A 19,100-nucleotide genomic window follows, 5' to 3' on the forward strand; every position below is an offset into this window, starting at 1 on the left:
GATCCCTGTCTCAAAAACGGGGGTCAGTCCCTATCGAGCGGCTTTTTTATTGTGGATTCATAAAAATATGTTGCGTGCAGGAAACTTTCGTTAAAATATGTTATAGTGGAACCTACATTGCTAGACTAAGATAGAGTGAGGGTTCGGAAAGGATGAAGGAAAAAACAAGAGCAAAAAGAAGAAGGCTAAGACCTTGGGTGAAAGTCGTGCTGTTTATCATGGCATTTGTCATGGTAATGGCGGTATCTGTGACAGGATACGCATACTATAAAATTTCAAAAGCGTCGAATAAAGCGCAAGTATCATTAGAAAGAGGAGAGACCTCGCAAAAGCGTGTGAAAGCTTTTGATCCAGGAAAAGATAGCTTTTCGGTGCTCCTCTTAGGGATTGACAGCCGTCCAGGTGAAACGGTAGACGAAGCAAGAAGTGATGCGGTCTTACTTGCGGCGGTGAATCGAACAGAGAAAACGATCAAGCTTCTTAGTATTCCTCGTGATTCTTATGTAGATATACCGGGAAGAGGCTATGATAAAATTGCTCATGCTCATGCGTTTGGCAGTGCAGATTTATCAGTCAAAACGGTAGAGAATCTGTTGAACATTCCCGTAGACTATGTGATTTCAGGGAACTTTAAGGCGTTTCAAGACATTGTCGATGAGCTAAATGGAATTGATGTGACGATTGAAGATGAGGGCATTGCAAAACAAATGGAAAAGGATTCAAAAGGAAAAGTTCATGTGGAAACAGGCACACAAACACTCAGCGGTGAAGAAGCATTAGCGTTTGTGAGAACGAGAAAGGCAGATAGTGATCTCATGCGCGGAAAGCGCCAAATGGAGGCACTTCAAGCCATCTTTGAAAAATCAAAATCCATTTCTTCCATACCGTCATATGACAACATCATTGATACACTTGGTGATAACGTCTCCACTAATTTATCCATGAAGCAGTTTATCGGTCTTTACCCTTTACTAAGTTCATTGAAATCAGTGGATACTCTTCAGTTAAAGGGGCATGATTATCAGCCTGGGAATGTGTACTACTTTGAGTTAGATGGAGCTGGGTTAGAAGAAGTCAGACAAGAGCTGAGAAAGCAGCTTGAATTATCATAAATCATGAAGAAGCCTGCCGCAGTGGCAGGCTTTTTGTCTTTTAATAGTAGAGGGTTGCAGGCATCGTTGGGTACCACACGCCATTTAAAGCAAGCGCCCAGCCATATACTTTTTCGCCGGATTCAATCTTGTCCTTCACCGCAGTGAGTGTTTCGTATGAAAAGACTTGATAAGACTGTCCGGTTTTTTTAGCGACAATGACCGATAGAATATTGTCATTGAATACACTCGGCTCCTCGTCATTACTCGTCCAAGCAATTCGATTATAGTAAGTTGTGTTAAAAGGATTCTCGAGTGCCTTCACTTCAAACTTCACTCGTTTTCCAACGATAGAAACCGTTGTATAGGCCACACTTGTAAATTGTGTAGATGCTGCTGCTTCTTGTTTTCCTGTTTGCACTGGTTCTAATGCAGAAACTGTGCTTGGCACAAGTAACCCTGCTGCTAAAGTGAGTGCTGCTATTTTTTTCATCACTATGCAATTCCTCCTAATTTTTGGTATGTTTATCAATTCGCCAAAAATTGGAGAGTTCCTTTTCGAATGTAAAATATAACCACATTTATTTTTCTTGATGGAGAAAATATTGGGTGAGCATTTCCTCTACACGATGACGTATACGTGGATTAAAATATTTATGCTTTTCTTCATAACCATTCATCATAAATAAATATGTCGTAAAACCTTCATCGTGTTCAATTTGCTGTACTTTCATTTTTTCTTGACGTAAATGCTGTTTCAATTGATAAAGAGCTGTTTGTGCTTCTTTTAATGAAGATGTGACAAGCTGAATATATGGTTCATTTAGTTTAAATGTTTGATGTTTTTTGAGGTGCGTCAAGTCACGGTTGAGGATGGAGATGACCATTGGAAGAAAGATGGCCTGTTCCATCATCTGAAGCTGTACACTTGATAGTCTTGTCATGTCCATGCCTGCTTTCTTTATGAATAGAACATTTGTTCTTATTTATTATATCGGATGAGTCTAAAAATCTCAAGGGGAAGGAGAGGGATTCATTTGTATATTTTTATGCTTTCCATGTAAAATGAAAGATAGACAAACCTTGAAGGAGTCAAACAAGTTGCCATCATTTCTTTCCATATTTACTCATGAACATATCACATCATTTTTTGAGAGCTACAAGGCCTTTGGCCCAATTGTGGCCATATTGCTTCCTTTAATAGAAGCATTTCTGCCATTTTTACCCCTCGTTGCGTTTGCTGTGGCAAATGCAAATGCCTTCGGGCTATGGGAAGGCTTTTTATTGACCTGGATTGGTGCAAGTGCAGGATCTATTCTTGTCTTTTTACTGATCAGAAAATTTGGACAGATGAGAATGCTGAACTTTATCAGCAGACACCCTTCCATTAAAAAGCTGATGCTTTGGGTGGAAAAACGGGGGTTTGGCCCGCTTTTTATTTTACTTTGCTTTCCTTTCACCCCTTCTGCTGCCGTCAATGTAGTAGCAGGACTATCAAGAATTAGCATCTGGCAATTTTCATTAGCCGCTTTATCAGGTAAGTGTGTCATGCTCTTAATGATTAGTTTTATTGGCTATGATCTTTCGTCTTTGGTAAAGAATCCGTTAAGAAGTGTTTTTGCAGTTCTAGTCATCGCTTTATTATGGTATGTTGGAAAGAGAGTAGAAAATAGGTTGAACATTCGGATGAGTCAGCGTGAGGACAAAGGAGGCTCTTAATGAAAAAGAAGCCATTTCTGTGGTTGATGATTATTACATGCATCGTCTTATTGTTCCAAGTAAAGAATTTCATGTTTGTCACGTACAAAGTAGAAGGGGTTAGTATGGACCCGACATTTACAGATGGGACAGAATTATTAATCAACAAGTTCTCACCAAAACTCACGAAAATTAACCGGTTTGATTACGTTCTCTTTCATGGGCCTAAAAATCAAATTTTGATCAAACGGGTCATTGGACTGCCAGGGGAAACGCTCAAGTATGAAGACGATCAGCTATTTGTTGATGGTGCGAAATGGAAAGAGCCATATTTAAAAGAGCAGAAAAATCATAAAATGGGCAACGTCCTGACAGGTGATTTTCAGCTAAAAGCCATTACAGGCCATCATAGGATACAAGATAATCATTACTTCGTGATCGGAGATAACCGAATACATAGCTTTGACAGCCGGCATTTTGGAACCATCTCAAAGGATCAAGTAGTCGGTGTAAAAAGGCATCAACATGAATAAAAAAAGAGGCGCTTTGCATAAGCAGAGCGTCTCTTTTTTATTTGGCGGCTTTATAATCAGTCTGTCTTTTTGCCCAAAAATGATGTAAGAAACGAAAAAATGGTGGCAACATGGCGATCACCAAAATAATTCTAACGACTTGTACAGCAACAACAAAGGTGGAATCCTCATGGAGTGTGACTGCTGTTGTCGCCATTTCTGCAATACCGCCAGGCGAAAAAGCAAGAATGGCCGTAATGACAGAAATCCCTGTGATCTCTGCAATCGCAATTGAACTAAGAACAGTTGCAGCAATCAGTCCGGCTGAGCTGACGATGGCCACAATCAAGGTGTTTTTTAGTCCGACAAACATTTGTTTATTCATTTTTGAACCGATGGTTGCCCCTAGAAATACCTGTGACGCAATGTTCGCTTGGGCTGGCCAGTAAGGAATCAAATCATGACCAATCAAGGCACCTGCACCTACTTGAAGTGCTGCGACACTTAGCATACTGCCAATGAGCCAAGGGGCAGGAAAATGAAGACGAACGGCTAGACGTGACATAAGCCAAGCACCTAAAATGAGAGCAGCTGTCCACGAGATGTTTGACAGTGTGAACACGCCTGATGAAAAGGCGCTGCCTTGTACTGCTGCGGCCGCATCTGATTGGCTTTTTGTATTTAAATAAAACACTGTAAATGGAATGGTGAGTACAACCATTAAAACACGTATCGTTTGGACAAGACTCACTACAGCTGTATTTGCTCCAACCTCTTGGGCAATTCCCGGCATAGCGGATAAACCGCCGGGGGCAGTACCAACAAAGCTGGTCAGCATATCTGTTTTGCTCAGCTTCCATAAGACAAACCCGGAGAGCATGGCTAATAAAATAGAAAAGACAAGCATGAAACTCACTGGAAGCCAATTTTCAGCGAAAATGTGAAGGACTTTCATGTTCATTTTCTGCCCTAGTTCGATTCCAAGAATGAATTGACCAAGGAGTAGCCATCTGCTGTGAATACGTAAGGTGTTGTATCCTTTGCGCTGAAACAGGGTGGGGCGGCGCATTGCCATAAACGAAGCTGTGATTAAAGTACCAACCATCCAGCCAATAGACATCCCTGTTAAAGACAAAAGAAATCCTCCTAAACCGCTTATCGCAATCAGAATGAGATCGGTTCGAAGGCTGTTTCCTTGTTTCATCAAATGTAAACCTTCTTCCTATATCTTTGTTCAGTAAGTGAAATGTTGATATGTTCACTATAATACAAAAATCTTTATAAATAAAATACGAATTTTTTTAGCATTTTCATAAGATTACCTTATAGTTTAAATACAAAAAGATTGTTTTTGTATAAATAAGTATATAATTTTTACCAAAAGCAGAGGCAATACACAACGATTTTCCCCTATTTTTGTTATCAGTTGACTATCATTTTCAATTACACTACACTACTTAGTGTGAGGTGATGACATGAAAATTCCTTCTTTTAAATATAACGAAAAGGGATTGAACCGTTTTTTCGGTCCTTTAGAAGGAAGGATTATGGAGATCCTTTATCAAGGTGAGGATATGCCGATTAAAGAAGTCCAGCAGAAGCTGTCAGATGAGAAGCCGATTAATTTCAACACGGTCATGACTGTACTGAATCGCTTAACCGAAAAAGGAATCGTGGAAAAGAAAACAAAAGGACGTTCTTCTATCTATAATCCTATTTTAACAAAAGAAGAATTTTTAAATGAGCAAACGAAATGGATTACACAAGGTCTGATGGATGATTTCGGTCCTTTGGCAGTGAATCATATGGTGGACGCGATTGAAAGTGCTGATCCTGAATTACTTAAAGTGCTTGAAGCAAGGCTTGCATCAAAAAAAGAGGAGAAGCGGCATGATTAAAATGAAATCGAGACTGCTGTTTTTGGGTGGTATATTGATTGGTTTAGCGATTTTTTATCAGATGGGTTATTACTTGCTCTCAGGCTTTTTTGGCTGGAATCAAGCATATAATCTGATCCATGTATGCCAGTCTGTTCTCGAATTCTATGGATTCACTCCTTTAAAATATTTTCTGGATGCTTTGGTTCTATATACATTAGGTTTTGCCGTTTTCTATATGACGAAGCAGATCAGAAAGTATATGCATTTCAAAAGCAATATGATGATGGCAGTCGATCAACCATCGACGAAATGTCTATCAGAGAAGTATGAAAATGACATCATTGTATTTCATTGCCGAGAACCGCTTGCTTTCGCAATGGGAATGCTTCACCCAAAGGTTTACGTATCAACAGGTCTTATGAGCATGCTTGATGAAGAGGAAATTGATGCGGTTGTTCATCATGAATTGCACCATAAATACAGCTATGACCCTTTAAAGGCTTTCGCTTTTTCAATGCTCACAAAAGTGATTTGGTATATTCCAGTATTGAAGCATATGAGACAAAGCTACTCCGTTTTTCGTGAAGTGATTGCAGATGATTATGCCATTCAGCAGACAGGCACTGAGCTTGGAGTAGGACAAGCCCTTTTGAAACTCATTAAAAATAGAACAAAGTTTCAAAAACAAACGAAGTTTGCGGTGTCCTTTGGAGATCGAGCGTTGAATTTAAGAATACAAAAGATCTTAAACCCAACATACAATATCCCATTCAATGTACCACTCATTCCAATCGTGACATCAGCCATCCTCATGTTGGTCTTAATGATTATGCTTAACCTAAATTACTAATTTTTTTTACTAATTAACATTACATTATGTAGTGTAAAAACAGGAGGAAATCACTATATGAAATCAAATCAAGAAATAGGAACACTTTTCGTACGCGTGATCTTAGGTATTATTTTCTTTATACACGGGCTTCAGGCATATCAAGGAGGTCTAGGAGGCACAGCTGCATTTTTTGGTCAAATCGGTGTACCGGAATTTATGGCCTATGTTGTAAAGACAATTGAGCTTGTCGGTGGAATCGCCCTGATTTTAGGTTTAGGGACACGTATTTTCGCCGCTTTATTTGTACCGATTATGGCTGTGGCGATTATCACAGTTGGTTTTCCAAAAGGATTTGTGGGCGGTTATGAATTTGAACTTGCGTTATTGGTTATGGCGCTTTACTTGACACTTAGCGGCAGTAAGATGCTGTCAATTGATGGATTGCTAAAGCATCAGCAGCAAAGCAAAGAAGCAAATTTTCATTAAAAGATCTAAAAAACTCCTTCTGCTATTTGTGGCAGAGGAGTTTTTTTATTGGTCAAATGCACTTTTTCTTGTTGGAAAAAGTGAAAAAGGAGAGACATTTCGTAGATGACAGCACTCTATTTCACATATTGAATGAGCAAAAAGACATTTTCAATTTTTGACGGAACATACGATCTCCTATTAAAATAAGACTAACTAAGAAACATGGTGCGTTAAAAGATAGAGAAACCACACAGCATGCTGCTGTTCATCTTGAGCGATACGTTTCATCAATTCTTTTGTTCCTTGATCGCGGACATAGTCTGATACCGTTAAGTAAAAATCGACTGTTTTCTGTTCGTCTTTAAAGGCAAAAACGAGACCTTCTCTAAATTGATCTGGACAAGGTTCTGTTACGCTTGGTTTGTGGTTTTTACCAGTTAAAGAATAGTATAGCTTTGAAAATAGCTGATAGTGTCTGACTTCATCCTGACGTATTTCTTGAATGATTTTTTTCGCCTCAGGGTTTTTGGCTTTTTGGGCAAGTTTTTCGTAGCATTGGATCGCAGAATATTCGCCATTGATGGCCTTCTCAAGGTCTGAAATGATCCTTGTGTTTTGGCGCATGTCATATGGTGAGTAGTCATAATAACCGTAATACATGATATTGCCAGCCTCCTTTTAGATCATGATGGTTTATGATATGAAAGGAGTTGGGAAAGGTGCCTATTTCTTTTCAATGAGGAAGGAGAAAGGGAAGGTGAGAGGAAAATAGCTATTTACTTTTATTTTCGCTAGAATATGAGTACATAAGAAAGGTGTTGTGGAACGTGGAGATTCAGTTTTTAGCAGGCAGATCGGGGAGTGGAAAAACGACTGCAATCTTAGAAGAGATCAAAGAACAACTTAGGCTTGATCCGCTGGGTCCGCCCATCATTTTTTTAGTCCCGGATCAAATGACATTTTTAATGGAATATGAGCTTGCAAAAACGTCTGACGCTGGTGGTATGATCAGAGCCAAAGTCTTTAGTTTTACTCGTCTTGCTTGGTCTGTTTTACAGCAGACTGGCGGAGCGAACCGGCAATTTGTCACTAGCACGGGAATTCAGATGCTCTTAAGAAAGGTGATTGAAGAGCAGAAAGACAAGTTTAAAGTATTCAAAAAAGCGAGTGATAAGCCGGGATTTGTTGAGCAAATAGAAAAGACGATGGCTGAATTTAAAAGGTACTGCATGATGCCGGAGGATATTGAAAAAATATCAGTATCCAGCTTGCATTCAGAGTATACAGAAGAAAGACGGGCTGCCGAAAAGCTGCATGATCTGCATGTTCTTTATCAGCAGATGGAGCAGTATTTACAAGATGAATATGTGCATTCAGAGGACTACTTGACACTTCTGGCACAGCAAATTCCATTATCTGAGGAATTAAAAGGAGCACACATTTATATAGATGGTTTTTACCAGTTTACCCCGCAGCAGCTCCTAGTCATTGAACAGCTTCTGCTCCATGCAGCAAAAATAACGGCTGCTTTCACAGTGGATCGTCCATATCATGAGACACAGCCAAATGAACTTGATTTATTTCGGATGACCGGTAAAACATATTTTCAGCTTTATCAGCTTGCCAAAGAGTGTGGAGCGTCCATTTCTGAACACATGTTGGAGAGAAATAAGCGGCATCTTCATGCACCAGATCTTGCTTATTTAGAAAACCAGTATGAACAAAGACCGCTTCAGCCTTATCAAGAAGAAACGCCTCATCTCACCGTGTCAAAAAGCGCAAACAAACGAGCTGAAATTGAGGGAGTAGCGAGAGATATTCTTGATTTAGTGAGAGAGGAAGGGCTTAGGCTGCGTGACATCTCAATTGTGGCAAGGCATGTTGACGACTATAAAGATACGTTAAAAGAGGTGTTTCGAGATTACGATATTCCTTTTTTTATTGATGGAAATGAATCAATGCAGTATCATCCGCTCATTGAATTGATTCGTTCAAGCCTCGATGTCATAAAAGGGAACTGGCGGTATGAAGCGGTGTTTCGCTGTGTGAAAACAGAGTTCCTATTTCCGCTCGAACTCGCCAAAAACAAAGCAAGAGAACAGGCAGATCAGCTAGAAAACTATTGTATTGCTTATGGTGTAAAGGGAGAACGCTGGACAAACGGCTCTCGTTTTCATTACAGGCGATTTCAATCATTAGATGAAGATTTTGGACAAACAGATCAAGAAATTGAAATGGAACAAATGCTAAATGACGTAAAAGACTGGATTGTTCCTCCTCTTTTTCAGTTGCAAAAAAGATTGACAAAAGCGCAAAAGGTGAGAGACATGGTGGAGGCTCTCTATGTCTTTTTAGAAGAAATACAAGTACCGGATAAGCTTGAAAAGGCAAGACTTGAGGCTGAAGAAGCAGGCAGGCAGGCTGAAGCGATGCAGCACGGGCAAGTATGGGATGCTGTGATTCAATTAATGGATGAATTTGTTGAAATGCTCGGCGAGGAGGAGCTTTCCTTTCCATTATTCCAACAGATGATGGATACAGGATTGGCATCTCTAAAGTTCGCTTTGATTCCACCTTCACTTGATCAAGTATTTGTAGGAAGTATGGATTTATCCAGAATGTATCAAGTGAAGTGCACATTTATCATTGGCGTAAATGATGGCGTAATCCCTGCGCGGCCTTCTGATGAAAGTGTATTGTCTGAGGATGACCGGGAATGGTTAAAGCGTGCAGGAGCAGAGCTGGCAGAGACAGGAAAGGAACGGCTGCTGGATGAGCAGTTTTTAATTTACCAGGCGTTATCCAGCCCATCCCGCCATCTCTATTTATCCTATTCAGCTTCAGATACGGAAGGGCGATCTCTTTTGCCTTCGACGCTCATCAAGTATTGCCAAGAACTGATGCCACATCACCAGCATGCGCTTTATGTGTTAGATCCAGAGCAACTGGATGATCAGGAACAATTAAAATTTGTAGCAAACGAGCATGTCTCGTTATCCTATACCGTCTCACAGCTGCAGCAATGGCTTAATCAATATCCCATCAGCGGTGTATGGTGGAGTGTATATAATGATTTAATGACGTCGCCTAATCGTGATGTATCAAAAAAGATCATGTCAAGTTTGTTTTTCACAAATAGAGCGAAGCGATTAAAACCAAACGTCACAAAAGAGCTTTATGGTGATCATATTCAAGGCAGTGTTTCGAGAATGGAGAAATTCAATGCGTGTGCATTTTCTCATTTTGCTTCACACGGGTTAAAACTAAAAGATCGCCAATTTTACAAATTGGAAGCACCGGATATCGGTCAGCTGTTTCACTCGGCGTTAAAGCATATTTCAGATACACTTGTTGAACAAAAAAAGGAATGGAAAAACTTAACGAAGGAAGATTGTGTGTCCTACTCAAGACATGCAATTGAACAGCTGGCTCCGCGTTTGCAAAAGGAAATTCTATTAAGCTCGAACCGGCATGCTTATATGAAAGAAAAACTTCAAAAAATCCTCATAAGAGTTTCTTCTATATTAAGCGAACATGCCAAAGTGAGCGGATTCTCTCCGGTTGGACTTGAATTAGGATTTGGAGGTCAAGGCCCTCTGCCGCCATTTACTTTTCAATTAAAAAATGGCTGCACGATGGAGCTGGTCGGAAGGATTGACCGAGTGGATAAAGCAGAAGGTTCAAAAGGACTGCTTTTAAGAATTGTCGACTATAAGTCTAGCGAAAAGGGGCTGGATCTAGCAGAAGTATACTATGGTTTGGCGCTGCAGATGCTCACTTACTTAGACCTGACCATTACTTATTCTAAAGAGTGGCTAGGCATGGAGGCGACACCGGCAGGAATTTTATACTTCCATATTCATGATCCTCTCATTCAAGCGCCTATTCCGCTGGCAGAGGATGAAATTGAACAGGAAATCTTCAAGAAATTTAAAATGAAGGGTCTATTGCTCGAAGACGTAGAAGCTGTGAAGCTGATGGATCAAACGCTTGAATCAGGAAGGTCGCAAGTCATCCAAGCCGGTTTGAAAAAGGATGGGTCTTTCCGGTCTGACTCTGCGGTATTAAGTGAAGAGCATTTTCATATTCTCACAAAACACGTTCGGCGTACTTTTGAAGAGGCAGGGGAGAAAATTACAAACGGTGAGGTAGAGATCAATCCATATAAATTGAAGGATCAAACACCTTGCCGCTTTTGCTCCTTTAAGTCTATTTGTCAGTTTGATGAATCAATAGAGGATAATGAATTTAGGGTGCTTACATCTGAAAAGGATGATGTCATGATAGACCGGATCAAAAAAGAAGGGGATCAGTATGCAAATACCAAAACCGAATAACAGTACTTGGACGGATGATCAATGGGAAGCCATCGTTTCAGAAGGACAAGATATTCTTGTTGCTGCGGCGGCAGGGTCAGGAAAAACGGCTGTCTTGGTTGAACGGCTGATTCGAAAAATGACCCGGCCAGAGCAGCCAATTGATGTGGATCGCCTGCTCGTTGTGACTTTTACGAATGCATCTGCGGCAGAAATGAAGCACCGGATCACTGAAGCCCTTGAAAAGGAATTATCCAAAAATCCTGGGTCACTTCATATAAGAAGACAGCTGTCCCTCATGAATCGTGCCAATATTTCTACCTTGCACTCCTTTTGTTTACAAGTTCTCCGTACCTTTTATTATGAGATTGACCTTGATCCAGGCTTTCGTTTAGCCGACCAAACAGAAGGAGAATTATTAGGAGACGAAGTGTTAGATGAGCTGTTTGAGGATGAGTATAAGGCTGGAAAGCCAGCATTCTTTGAACTGGTTGACCGTTACACATCAGATCGTCATGATTTAGATCTTCAATGGCTTGTAAAAAGAATATATGAGTTTTCTAGATCGCATCCATCGCCTGAACAATGGATGCGGGCATTCCTATCTCTCTATGATGTGGATGCACAAACAAAAGTAGAAGAATTACCATTTTACCCTTATATAAAAGAGGATCTTTCTCTCGTTTTAAGAAGCTGTCAGGAACTGCTTGAACAAGCTCTGACCCTATCAAAAGAGCCGGGCGGCCCAGCACCGAGAGCAGAGAATTTTATAGATGATTTAGAGCAAGTGAATGAATTAATCACAAATCAAGATGATTTTGAGAAACTTTATGAGCTCGTACCGAACATCAATTTTAAAAGGCTAAAGACGTGTAAAGGGGACGACTATGACCCTGTTCTCGTAGAAAAAGCTACAGATGCACGCAATCAAGCCAAAAAACAATTAGAAAAGCTAAAAGATGAATACTTTATGCGCAGTCCTCAGCAGCATCTAAAAAGCTTGGCTGAAATGAAGCCAGTTGTAGAAACACTTGTGGAACTTGTCATCCAATTTGGAGAGCGTTTCGAAAGAGCAAAACAAGAGAAATCAATCGTAGACTTTTCGGATTTAGAGCATTATTGTTTACGCATCTTAGCAAAGCAGGATGCGGAAGGACATCTAATTGAAACAGAAGCAGCCAAATACTATCAACAGCAATTTGAAGAAGTGCTCGTTGATGAATACCAAGATACAAACCTTGTCCAAGAAACGATTTTAAAGCTTGTATCTAAAGGGGAACGTCCTGCAGAAGGGAATCTCTTTATGGTTGGTGATGTGAAGCAGTCTATTTATCGCTTTAGACTTGCTGAGCCGATGCTCTTTTTAAATAAATATAAACACTTTAAAAGAGACAGCAAAGATACAGGGAAAAGAATTGATTTAAACAAAAACTTCCGCAGCCGGTCTGATGTTTTAGACAGTACAAACTTTCTGTTCAAACAGCTGATGGGAGAAACTGTTGGAGAAATTGAATATGATGAACAAGCTGAATTAAAGCTTGGAGCGAGTTATCCGCAAAGCGAAGACACAACGACAGAAATGCTCCTTGTACACCTAGATCAACACGAAGCAGAAAGTGATGAAGAACGAGAAGAACTGGAGACCGTACAATTTGAGGCGAGGGTGATTGCAAGGAAAATAAAAGAATTGGTGGAACAACCTTTTCAAGTGTATGATGCAAAACAAAAAATAAGCCGCAACTTGCAGTATCGAGATATCGTGATTTTGCTAAGGTCTATGCCGTGGGCACCGCAAATGATGGAGGAGTTGAAGAAGCAGGGAATCCCTGTTTATGCGAATCTTTCCTCCGGCTATTTTGAAGCTACAGAGGTATCTGTCGTTCTTTCTTTGTTAAAAGTAATCGATAATCCATATCAAGATATCCCGCTTGCAGCTGTCTTAAGGTCACCTATTGTTCATTTAGACGAAAATGAGCTGGCACTCATTAGAACGAGTGATAAAAAAGGCACTTATTATGATGCTGTAAAGGCATTTATGAGTGTGACGCATTCTGATCATCCGACATGCAAAAAACTGGAGCAATTCTTCTTCCTGCTGCGTAAATGGCGTGATTTCTCCATGACTCATTCGGTAGCAGAATTAATTTGGGAAGTGTACCGTGATACACATTATCTGGATTATGTTGGCGGGATGCCAGGGGGGAAGCAGAGACAGGCGAATCTCCGTGCTCTTTATGATCGAGCCAAACAGTATGAGAAGGCTGCATTTAGAGGGCTGTTTCGATTTCTTCGGTTTATCGAACGAATGCAGGAGCGTGGAGATGATCTTGGGGCGGCGAAAACGTTCAGTGAAACAGAGGACGTTGTCCGTATGATGACGATTCATAGCAGTAAAGGACTCGAATTCCCAGTTGTGTTTACCGCAGGGCTTGGCAGGAATTTTAATATGATGGACCTAAATCAGTCCTACTTGCTTGATAAAGAACTAGGCTTTGGCAGCAAATATATTCACCCTGAGCTGAGAATTAGTTATACGACATTACCGCTTGTAGCGATGAAAAAAAAGATGAGAAAAGAGTTATTATCTGAAGAGCTGAGGGTTCTATATGTGGCGCTTACAAGGGCTAAGGAAAAATTATTTTTGGTCGGTTCTGTCAAAAATCAGGTGAAAGCTTTAAGCAAATGGCAAAATGCCGCAAACGGAGAAGAGTGGCTCCTCCCTGATTTTGAACGTTATCAAGCCAAAACATACTTAGATTTTATTGGACCTGCCCTCATTCGTCACCAATCAATGAAGCCTATTTTAGAGGAATCAAGAGATGTCGTTCTTTCGCATCCATCATCATTTACCATCACATTTCATCAAGCCTCCGATCTTCTAAAAGAGGATGTGTCACTTGAAAAGAAGAAGCAAGACGAAGTGATGCAAGCATTAATGGAAGGTGTGCCTGTTGAAGGGTATGGCGATTATGAAGAGGAAGTAAAAGAAAGACTTTCATGGCGATATCCATATTTAGCGGCCTCTCAAGTCGGTACAAAGCAGTCGGTTTCAGAGATAAAAAGGATGAAAGAAATCCAGGATGAATACAGTGTGCCTTCTTCTATTCGAAAACCGCGTGCGACATTGTATGACAGGCCGGCTTTTATGAAGAAAAAAACACTCACTGCCGCAGAGCAAGGTACAGCGATGCATACGGTGATGCAGCATATTCCGCTTCATTCAGCTGAGGCCTATGATGAATCTCGTATACAAGAACTGCTCGATTTCTTAAAAGCGCGAGACTTACTAACAGATGAGCAAATCCATTCCATCAATCGAGAAGGAATTGCTGCCTTCTTTTCTACTTCTATTGGTCAAAAACTGCGGAAAGCGGACTGGGTGAAACGAGAAGTGTCGTTTAGTATGGTTTTACCTGTTAAAGAGGTATACAGCCACATTGAGGTAGAGGGTGAACCTGTGCTGATTCAAGGAATGATTGATTGTTTATTTGAAGCAGATGGTAAGCTCTATTTACTTGATTATAAAACGGATAGAGTGAGTGGCAGATTCTCAGGCGGACTAGAGGAAACGAAAGCGATGTTGAAAAAACGCTATGAAACACAAATAGCGTTGTATGCAAGAGCGGTAGAACGTTTAACAAGCAGAACATTAGAGGAGAAAATCCTCTATTTCTTTGATGGGAATTTAGAAATTTCTTTATAAATGTACTGGAATGAGAGGTGAATCACATGAGGATTCTGCATACAGCGGATTGGCATCTAGGGAAAACCCTTGAAGGCCGAAGCCGGCTTGAAGAGCAGGCTGAGTTTTTAGATGAATTGTATCAAATCGTTAAGGATGAACAAATTGATGTCATTGTGATGGCTGGTGATGCCTTTGATACAGTGAATCCGCCTGCTCGAGCAGAACAGCTTTTTTATGAAAGTCTGTCTGCATTATCTGATAAAGGAAAGCGTCAGGTTGTGGTGATCTCAGGCAATCATGATAATCCAGATCGTTTATCAGCTGCATCCCCTTTAACAAATGAACAGGGGATTCATTTAATTGGCTATCCGGTAAATGACATCATTCGTGTCGATGTTCCTTCTGCAAGTGAACGTTTATCTATTGCAGCACTAGCTTATCCATCCGAGGCGAGGCTAAACGAGGTGCTGGCTGAAACATTTGAAGAGAAACTGCTTCGTGATCATTACAACTTAAAAATACAACAAGCGTTTCAACATTTAAGTCGTCAATTCGAGGCTGATACGGTCAATATCGCAACAAGCCATATTTATGTGGCAGGAGGAAGTCAAACAGATTCAGAAAGGCCGATTGAAGTGGGAGGAGCATATACCGTTGCCGCCGAAAGTCTGCCTGAAGCGGCTTGTTATGTCGCACTTGGTCATTTGCATCGCCCGCAAACCATTAAACGTGCCAAAACGATTGCCCGCTATTCTGGATCTCCGCTTGCATACAGCTTTTCAGAAGCAGGCTATGCCAAATCAGTAACCATTGTAGATGCAAAGCCTAATGAAACAGCAAGCTGGAAAGAAGTGTTTTTATCAAGCGGCAAACCACTTGTGAAGTGGAAGGCAGTTGAGGGATTGAGCCAAGTACACGGTTGGCTGGATGAAAAGCGGGATCTTCATGCCTGGATTGATTTAGAGATTCATTTAACAGACCAGTTGTCGATTGAACAAATCCATCAGCTTAGAAAACAGCATAGTGGATTTGTCCACATTAGACCGAAGTTTAAAGAACTACAGCGAATGGAAGAACAAAAACAAGTGGAAAAGCTCTCGATCGAAGAGCGGTTCGTGAAATTTTATGAACGCCAGACAGGCGGCGGTCTGCCAGATGAAAAAACCGTCAAGCTGTTTTTAGAGCTTGCCAATGACATGCAAGAGGAGGAAGCGAATTGAAGCCGATTACGCTAACCATTAAAGGACTTCATAGCTTCAGAGAAGAGCAAACCATTGACTTTAGCTCCTTATGTGATGCAGGTGTGTTTGGCATCTTTGGGCCAACAGGAAGCGGAAAGTCGTCCATTTTAGATGCCATGACACTAGCACTCTACGGCAAGGTCGAACGTGCATTAAATAATACGCATGGTATTTTGAATCAAGCTGAAGAAAAGCTGTCAGTTTCTTTTACGTTCGCTTTGCAAAAGGAGCATCACATTTCTTATAAAGTTGAACGTGCCTTCAAACGGGCAGATGAAATGAAGGTCAGAACGACATTATGCCGTTTGATTGAAATTGGTGACACCCAGACAGTTCTTGCAGATAAAGCGAGTGAGGTCAATCGTAAAATAGAAGAATTGCTTGGATTAACAATTGATGATTTTACGAGAGCGGTTGTTTTACCTCAAGGGAAGTTTGCAGAATTCCTTTCATTGAAAGGAGCCGACAGACGCCAAATGCTTCAGCGTCTGTTTAATCTAGAAAAATATGGTGATCAGCTTGTCAAGCGTTTACGTGCAAAGGCCCAGAATCATTATGGACAGAAAAATGAACTGCTGGCTGAACTGACTGGACTAGGAGATGCTGGGCCAGAGGCATTAGCGAAAGCAAAAGAAGCGGCTGAGCAGGCAAAGGCCGTTTTTCATGAGAAGAAACAAACGAGGGACGAAGCGTTCACTGCTTTTACAAAGGCGCAATCCATCTGGCAGTATCAACAGGAACGAGAAGCATATGGGACGGAACTAAACAAACTCGATCAGCTGGCACCCGTGATGGAAGAGAAAAAGAATCAACTAAGCATTGCGGAGCAGGCAGAGGCTTTAAAGCCCTACGCGGATGCATTAACAAAGGCTGAAAAGCAGCTTGCTCAAGCGCTGACAGAGAAGCAGGAAGCAGAAAAGCATTTACTTCATCAACGAACGATCTATGATCAAATGACGCAGGAGTATGAGCAGGCGCGGCAAAAGAAAATAGAAACTGAGCCAGAGCTTCTCCAGAAGAAAGAGCAGCTCATTCAATTAAAGGAAATTGAACGAAAAAAAGAAGCAGCTCTTCAGGAAAAAGCAGGACTAGAGCAGCAAAACAATGAAAAAGCGCAGCAATTGACCCAAAAAAAAGCAGAAGCAGAGAACCTACAATCTCTGTTAGAGCGGGCACTTGCGAAACAAACGCAGCTGAAGCACGAGCTGGAACAATTACAAGTCTCTGTAAAAGAGCGGAAAAATGTACAGGATGCACTGCGTTTCAGTGAAAATGTTCAAAGAATCAATTTGAGCATTCAAAAGGAAGAACAAAAGGTTGAGGAGCTAAAACAGCGGTCATCACAGGCAGCACAATCGTATGAAAAGCTTCAAAAACAGCAAAAAGACCATTATGAAAAAATAGATCAATCGTTTCAAGCCATTGAACAATTTTATTTTTACGTATGCGAATTCGAACGGGGTCTGACAGAGTGGAGTAAAAGAGAACAGAACCTAAAACAAGAAAAATTAAAACAGCGTGATGCTGTAAGAGCGGCAGAATTAAGAAAAGAATTAGCGGCAGAGCTAGTAGACGGTGAACCATGTCCTGTTTGTGGATCGATTCATCATGATCCACAGGCTGTGATAGACAATGATCATGATGAAACTGTTGCACAAATTGATGAAGTGATTCTAAAAATGGACAAAGAGCTCAAGCTGGCAGAGGAATATGCTAGAGACATGTATGCTGCAAAGCAGCTGCTAGAAACGCATGCCAATCAATTAGTCAAACAGTTCTCCTTTTTGTCTCAAAAAGCCCCTGATTCGGAAGTCGCTGCAGCAGTAGAAGCAGTACAAAACCCGCAGTCCTTGCATCATCTGATTCAAGAATGGAAAGGCATGAAACAAGATATTCAAGCAATCGAAAGCAAACGAGCTCGTTTAATGGACGTCACTCATGATCAAGCCGCAGAGATGAACAAAGTAAAAGAGCAGCTGACATTTGAGCAGCAGCGCATTCAAGAATTAGAAATGCTGATCAAAGAGCTTCGATCTGAGCTTTCAGAGCAAACGACACAATTTGAGCAAGCCTTCCCGCACTTAACAATCAACCAAGTGCAGGAAATGCAAAAACAAATAGATGAAAAGGATCAGCAAGCGGAAGGTTATCAGGAGCGTATTGAGAAAAGTATTTCATTTTTAGAAGAGAAACAGCAAGTAAAAGAGCAGCTGCATACAGCCATATACGAGCTAGAAAAGGAGCTGGATAAGCTATCTCATCAGATAGAAAATCAGCAGCACCTGATCCATCAATACGACACTGATTTACAGCGATATCCTTTAAAAGCTGCTTCTATTTCTGATGAACTGATCGAGGTTCAACAATCTCTTGCTCATCTAAATGAAAAAGAACAGCAATCGTACGAGCAATTAAAGCATGCGCAGCAATTATTTAGTGACGCGCAAAGCCATTTCTCAAGCAGTCAACGTCAACTCCAAGAGGCTAACCGGCGAAAACAAGAAGCTGAGGCAGCATGGCAAAAAGAAACAGAGCCTGCTCCTTTTGATCTGCCGCAGGAGATAGAACCTGCTTTAATGGATCGATCTGTACGTGATACAGTCAAACGAGAAATTGAGGAATTTGAGGATAAAAGAAAGCAATGTGCAGCAAACTTAAAGCGAATTTCTGACCTGTTAAAAGGTGAGTCGCTAGATGAAGACCAGTGGAAAGACGTTCAATTAAGAAAAGAAGCTGCAGAAAAAGAACTTGAAGAAGCGACAGCAAGGAGTGGTTCTGCACAGGAGCAGCTGCGTGTGATTGAAGCAAACCACCAGCGCTTTGCAAGTATTCATGAACGTCTTGAAGAACTGCAGCAAGAAATTGACCGGCTGGATAAGCTTCAAACCGTGTTTAAAGGAAATACGTTTGTTGAGTTCTTAGCAGAAGAACAGCTAGAGAGTGTCAGCCGAGATGCTTCTCACCGTCTTGGGATTTTGACAAGACAAAGGTATGCCATTGAAGTCGACTCAGAGGGCGGTTTTGTCATGCGTGATGATGCCAATGGAGGCGTCAGACGTCCAGTATCCAGCTTGTCTGGGGGAGAAACCTTCCTGACTTCTTTAGCGCTTGCACTTGCTCTGTCAGCGCAAATTCAGCTGAGAGGTGAGTTCCCGCTGCAATTCTTCTTCCTTGATGAAGGGTTTGGTACACTCGATCAAGACTTGTTAGATACGGTGATTACGGCATTGGAGAAACTGCAGTCTCAAAATTTAGCCGTTGGCGTGATCAGCCATGTGGAAGAATTAAAGATGAGATTGCCAAAGAAACTGATTGTCCATCCAGCAGACCCAAGCGGGAAAGGGACAACGGTATCAATGGAATTAATGTGAAGCTGA

At 41.1% G+C, this 19,100-nt stretch carries 14 protein-coding genes; 10 read left to right on the forward strand and 4 right to left on the reverse strand.

Translation table 11 applies throughout. The features are described from left to right. Positions 1-152: 152 nt before the first annotated feature. Positions 153-1,112: an LCP family protein gene (locus BA1_RS01865; protein ID WP_008355118.1), complete on the forward strand. Its 960-nt coding sequence runs from the start codon at positions 153-155 to the stop codon at positions 1,110-1,112. A gap of 40 nt (positions 1,113-1,152) precedes the next feature. On the opposite strand, the gene BA1_RS01870 is transcribed toward BA1_RS01865, so the two are convergent. After that, positions 1,153-1,584: an enoyl-CoA hydratase gene (locus BA1_RS01870; RefSeq protein WP_232532167.1), complete on the reverse strand. Its 432-nt coding sequence runs from the start codon at positions 1,582-1,584 to the stop codon at positions 1,153-1,155. 88 nt (positions 1,585-1,672) lie between these two features. Continuing rightward, entirely contained in the window at positions 1,673-2,035 is a 363-nt protein-coding gene (locus BA1_RS01875) for a YhjD family protein (RefSeq protein WP_008355122.1), read from the reverse strand. A gap of 157 nt (positions 2,036-2,192) precedes the next feature. Between BA1_RS01875 and BA1_RS01880 the strand changes: the two genes are divergently transcribed. Both BA1_RS01880 and lepB read left to right on the forward strand, forming a co-directional pair. Beyond that, complete coding sequence (locus BA1_RS01880; RefSeq protein WP_008355124.1) at positions 2,193-2,810, forward strand: TVP38/TMEM64 family protein; 618 nt, start codon at positions 2,193-2,195, stop codon at positions 2,808-2,810. Beyond that, positions 2,810-3,322, forward strand: coding sequence for a signal peptidase I (gene lepB / locus BA1_RS01885; RefSeq protein ID WP_008355125.1), 513 nt, complete (start codon positions 2,810-2,812; stop codon positions 3,320-3,322). Before BA1_RS01880 ends, lepB begins: the two co-directional genes overlap by 1 nt. A gap of 37 nt (positions 3,323-3,359) precedes the next feature. Here the strand turns inward: lepB and BA1_RS01890 are convergent, their stop codons facing one another. After that, on the reverse strand, positions 3,360-4,505 hold the full coding sequence (locus BA1_RS01890; RefSeq protein ID WP_008355127.1) for an AbrB family transcriptional regulator: 1,146 nt from the start codon (positions 4,503-4,505) through the stop codon (positions 3,360-3,362). Between the two features lie 271 nt (positions 4,506-4,776). Between BA1_RS01890 and BA1_RS01895 the strand changes: the two genes are divergently transcribed. From BA1_RS01895 to BA1_RS01905, 3 genes are read left to right on the forward strand one after another with little or no spacing between them, the layout of a single operon-like run. Beyond that, positions 4,777-5,199 carry a BlaI/MecI/CopY family transcriptional regulator gene (locus tag BA1_RS01895; RefSeq protein WP_008355129.1) on the forward strand — a complete coding sequence of 141 codons (423 nt, stop codon included), beginning with the start codon at positions 4,777-4,779 and terminating at the stop codon, positions 5,197-5,199. After that, complete coding sequence (locus BA1_RS01900; RefSeq protein WP_008355132.1) at positions 5,192-6,031, forward strand: M56 family metallopeptidase; 840 nt, start codon at positions 5,192-5,194, stop codon at positions 6,029-6,031. The genes BA1_RS01895 and BA1_RS01900 overlap by 8 nt, the downstream gene beginning before the upstream one ends. Positions 6,032-6,088: 57 nt before the next feature. Then, on the forward strand, positions 6,089-6,499 hold the full coding sequence (locus BA1_RS01905) for a DoxX family protein (protein WP_008355134.1): 411 nt from the start codon (positions 6,089-6,091) through the stop codon (positions 6,497-6,499). A gap of 195 nt (positions 6,500-6,694) precedes the next feature. On the opposite strand, the gene BA1_RS01910 is transcribed toward BA1_RS01905, so the two are convergent. Next, positions 6,695-7,141 carry a ferritin-like domain-containing protein gene (locus BA1_RS01910; protein ID WP_008355136.1) on the reverse strand — a complete coding sequence of 149 codons (447 nt, stop codon included), beginning with the start codon at positions 7,139-7,141 and terminating at the stop codon, positions 6,695-6,697. A 167-nt stretch (positions 7,142-7,308) separates the two neighbouring features. Here BA1_RS01910 and addB point away from each other — a divergent pair, with 167 nt between their 5' ends. From addB to sbcC, 4 genes are read left to right on the forward strand one after another with little or no spacing between them, the layout of a single operon-like run. Next, positions 7,309-10,818, forward strand: coding sequence for a helicase-exonuclease AddAB subunit AddB (gene addB / locus BA1_RS01915; RefSeq protein WP_008355139.1), 3,510 nt, complete (start codon positions 7,309-7,311; stop codon positions 10,816-10,818). Further along, positions 10,796-14,500 (forward strand): helicase-exonuclease AddAB subunit AddA, encoded by a 3,705-nt coding sequence (gene addA / locus BA1_RS01920; protein ID WP_008355141.1) that lies wholly within the window; start codon positions 10,796-10,798, stop codon positions 14,498-14,500. Before addB ends, addA begins: the two co-directional genes overlap by 23 nt. Positions 14,501-14,526: 26 nt before the next feature. Further along, the gene (gene sbcD / locus BA1_RS01925) at positions 14,527-15,702 is read left to right on the forward strand and encodes an exonuclease subunit SbcD (protein WP_008355143.1); all 1,176 of its coding nucleotides are present in this window, start codon (positions 14,527-14,529) and stop codon (positions 15,700-15,702) included. Further along, the gene (gene sbcC / locus BA1_RS01930) at positions 15,699-19,094 is read left to right on the forward strand and encodes an exonuclease subunit SbcC (RefSeq protein WP_008355145.1); all 3,396 of its coding nucleotides are present in this window, start codon (positions 15,699-15,701) and stop codon (positions 19,092-19,094) included. The genes sbcD and sbcC overlap by 4 nt, the downstream gene beginning before the upstream one ends. The last annotated feature ends 6 nt before the right edge of the window (positions 19,095-19,100 follow it).

The sequence above is a fragment of the Bacillus xiamenensis genome (assembly GCF_000300535.1).
GTDB lineage: Bacteria > Bacillota > Bacilli > Bacillales > Bacillaceae > Bacillus > Bacillus xiamenensis.

Coding starts and splice junctions, on each gene's coding strand:
- BA1_RS01870 (WP_232532167.1), bottom strand. CDS start 1,584: ATGAAAAAAATAGCAGCACTCACTTTAGCAGCAGGGTTACTTGTGCCA.
- BA1_RS01905 (WP_008355134.1), top strand. CDS start 6,089: ATGAAATCAAATCAAGAAATAGGAACACTTTTCGTACGCGTGATCTTA.
- BA1_RS01865 (WP_008355118.1), top strand. CDS start 153: ATGAAGGAAAAAACAAGAGCAAAAAGAAGAAGGCTAAGACCTTGGGTG.
- BA1_RS01895 (WP_008355129.1), top strand. CDS start 4,777: ATGAAAATTCCTTCTTTTAAATATAACGAAAAGGGATTGAACCGTTTT.
- BA1_RS01890 (WP_008355127.1), bottom strand. CDS start 4,505: ATGAAACAAGGAAACAGCCTTCGAACCGATCTCATTCTGATTGCGATA.
- sbcD (WP_008355143.1), top strand. CDS start 14,527: ATGAGGATTCTGCATACAGCGGATTGGCATCTAGGGAAAACCCTTGAA.
- BA1_RS01900 (WP_008355132.1), top strand. CDS start 5,192: ATGATTAAAATGAAATCGAGACTGCTGTTTTTGGGTGGTATATTGATT.
- lepB (WP_008355125.1), top strand. CDS start 2,810: ATGAAAAAGAAGCCATTTCTGTGGTTGATGATTATTACATGCATCGTC.
- BA1_RS01910 (WP_008355136.1), bottom strand. CDS start 7,141: ATGTATTACGGTTATTATGACTACTCACCATATGACATGCGCCAAAAC.
- addA (WP_008355141.1), top strand. CDS start 10,796: ATGCAAATACCAAAACCGAATAACAGTACTTGGACGGATGATCAATGG.
- BA1_RS01875 (WP_008355122.1), bottom strand. CDS start 2,035: ATGACAAGACTATCAAGTGTACAGCTTCAGATGATGGAACAGGCCATC.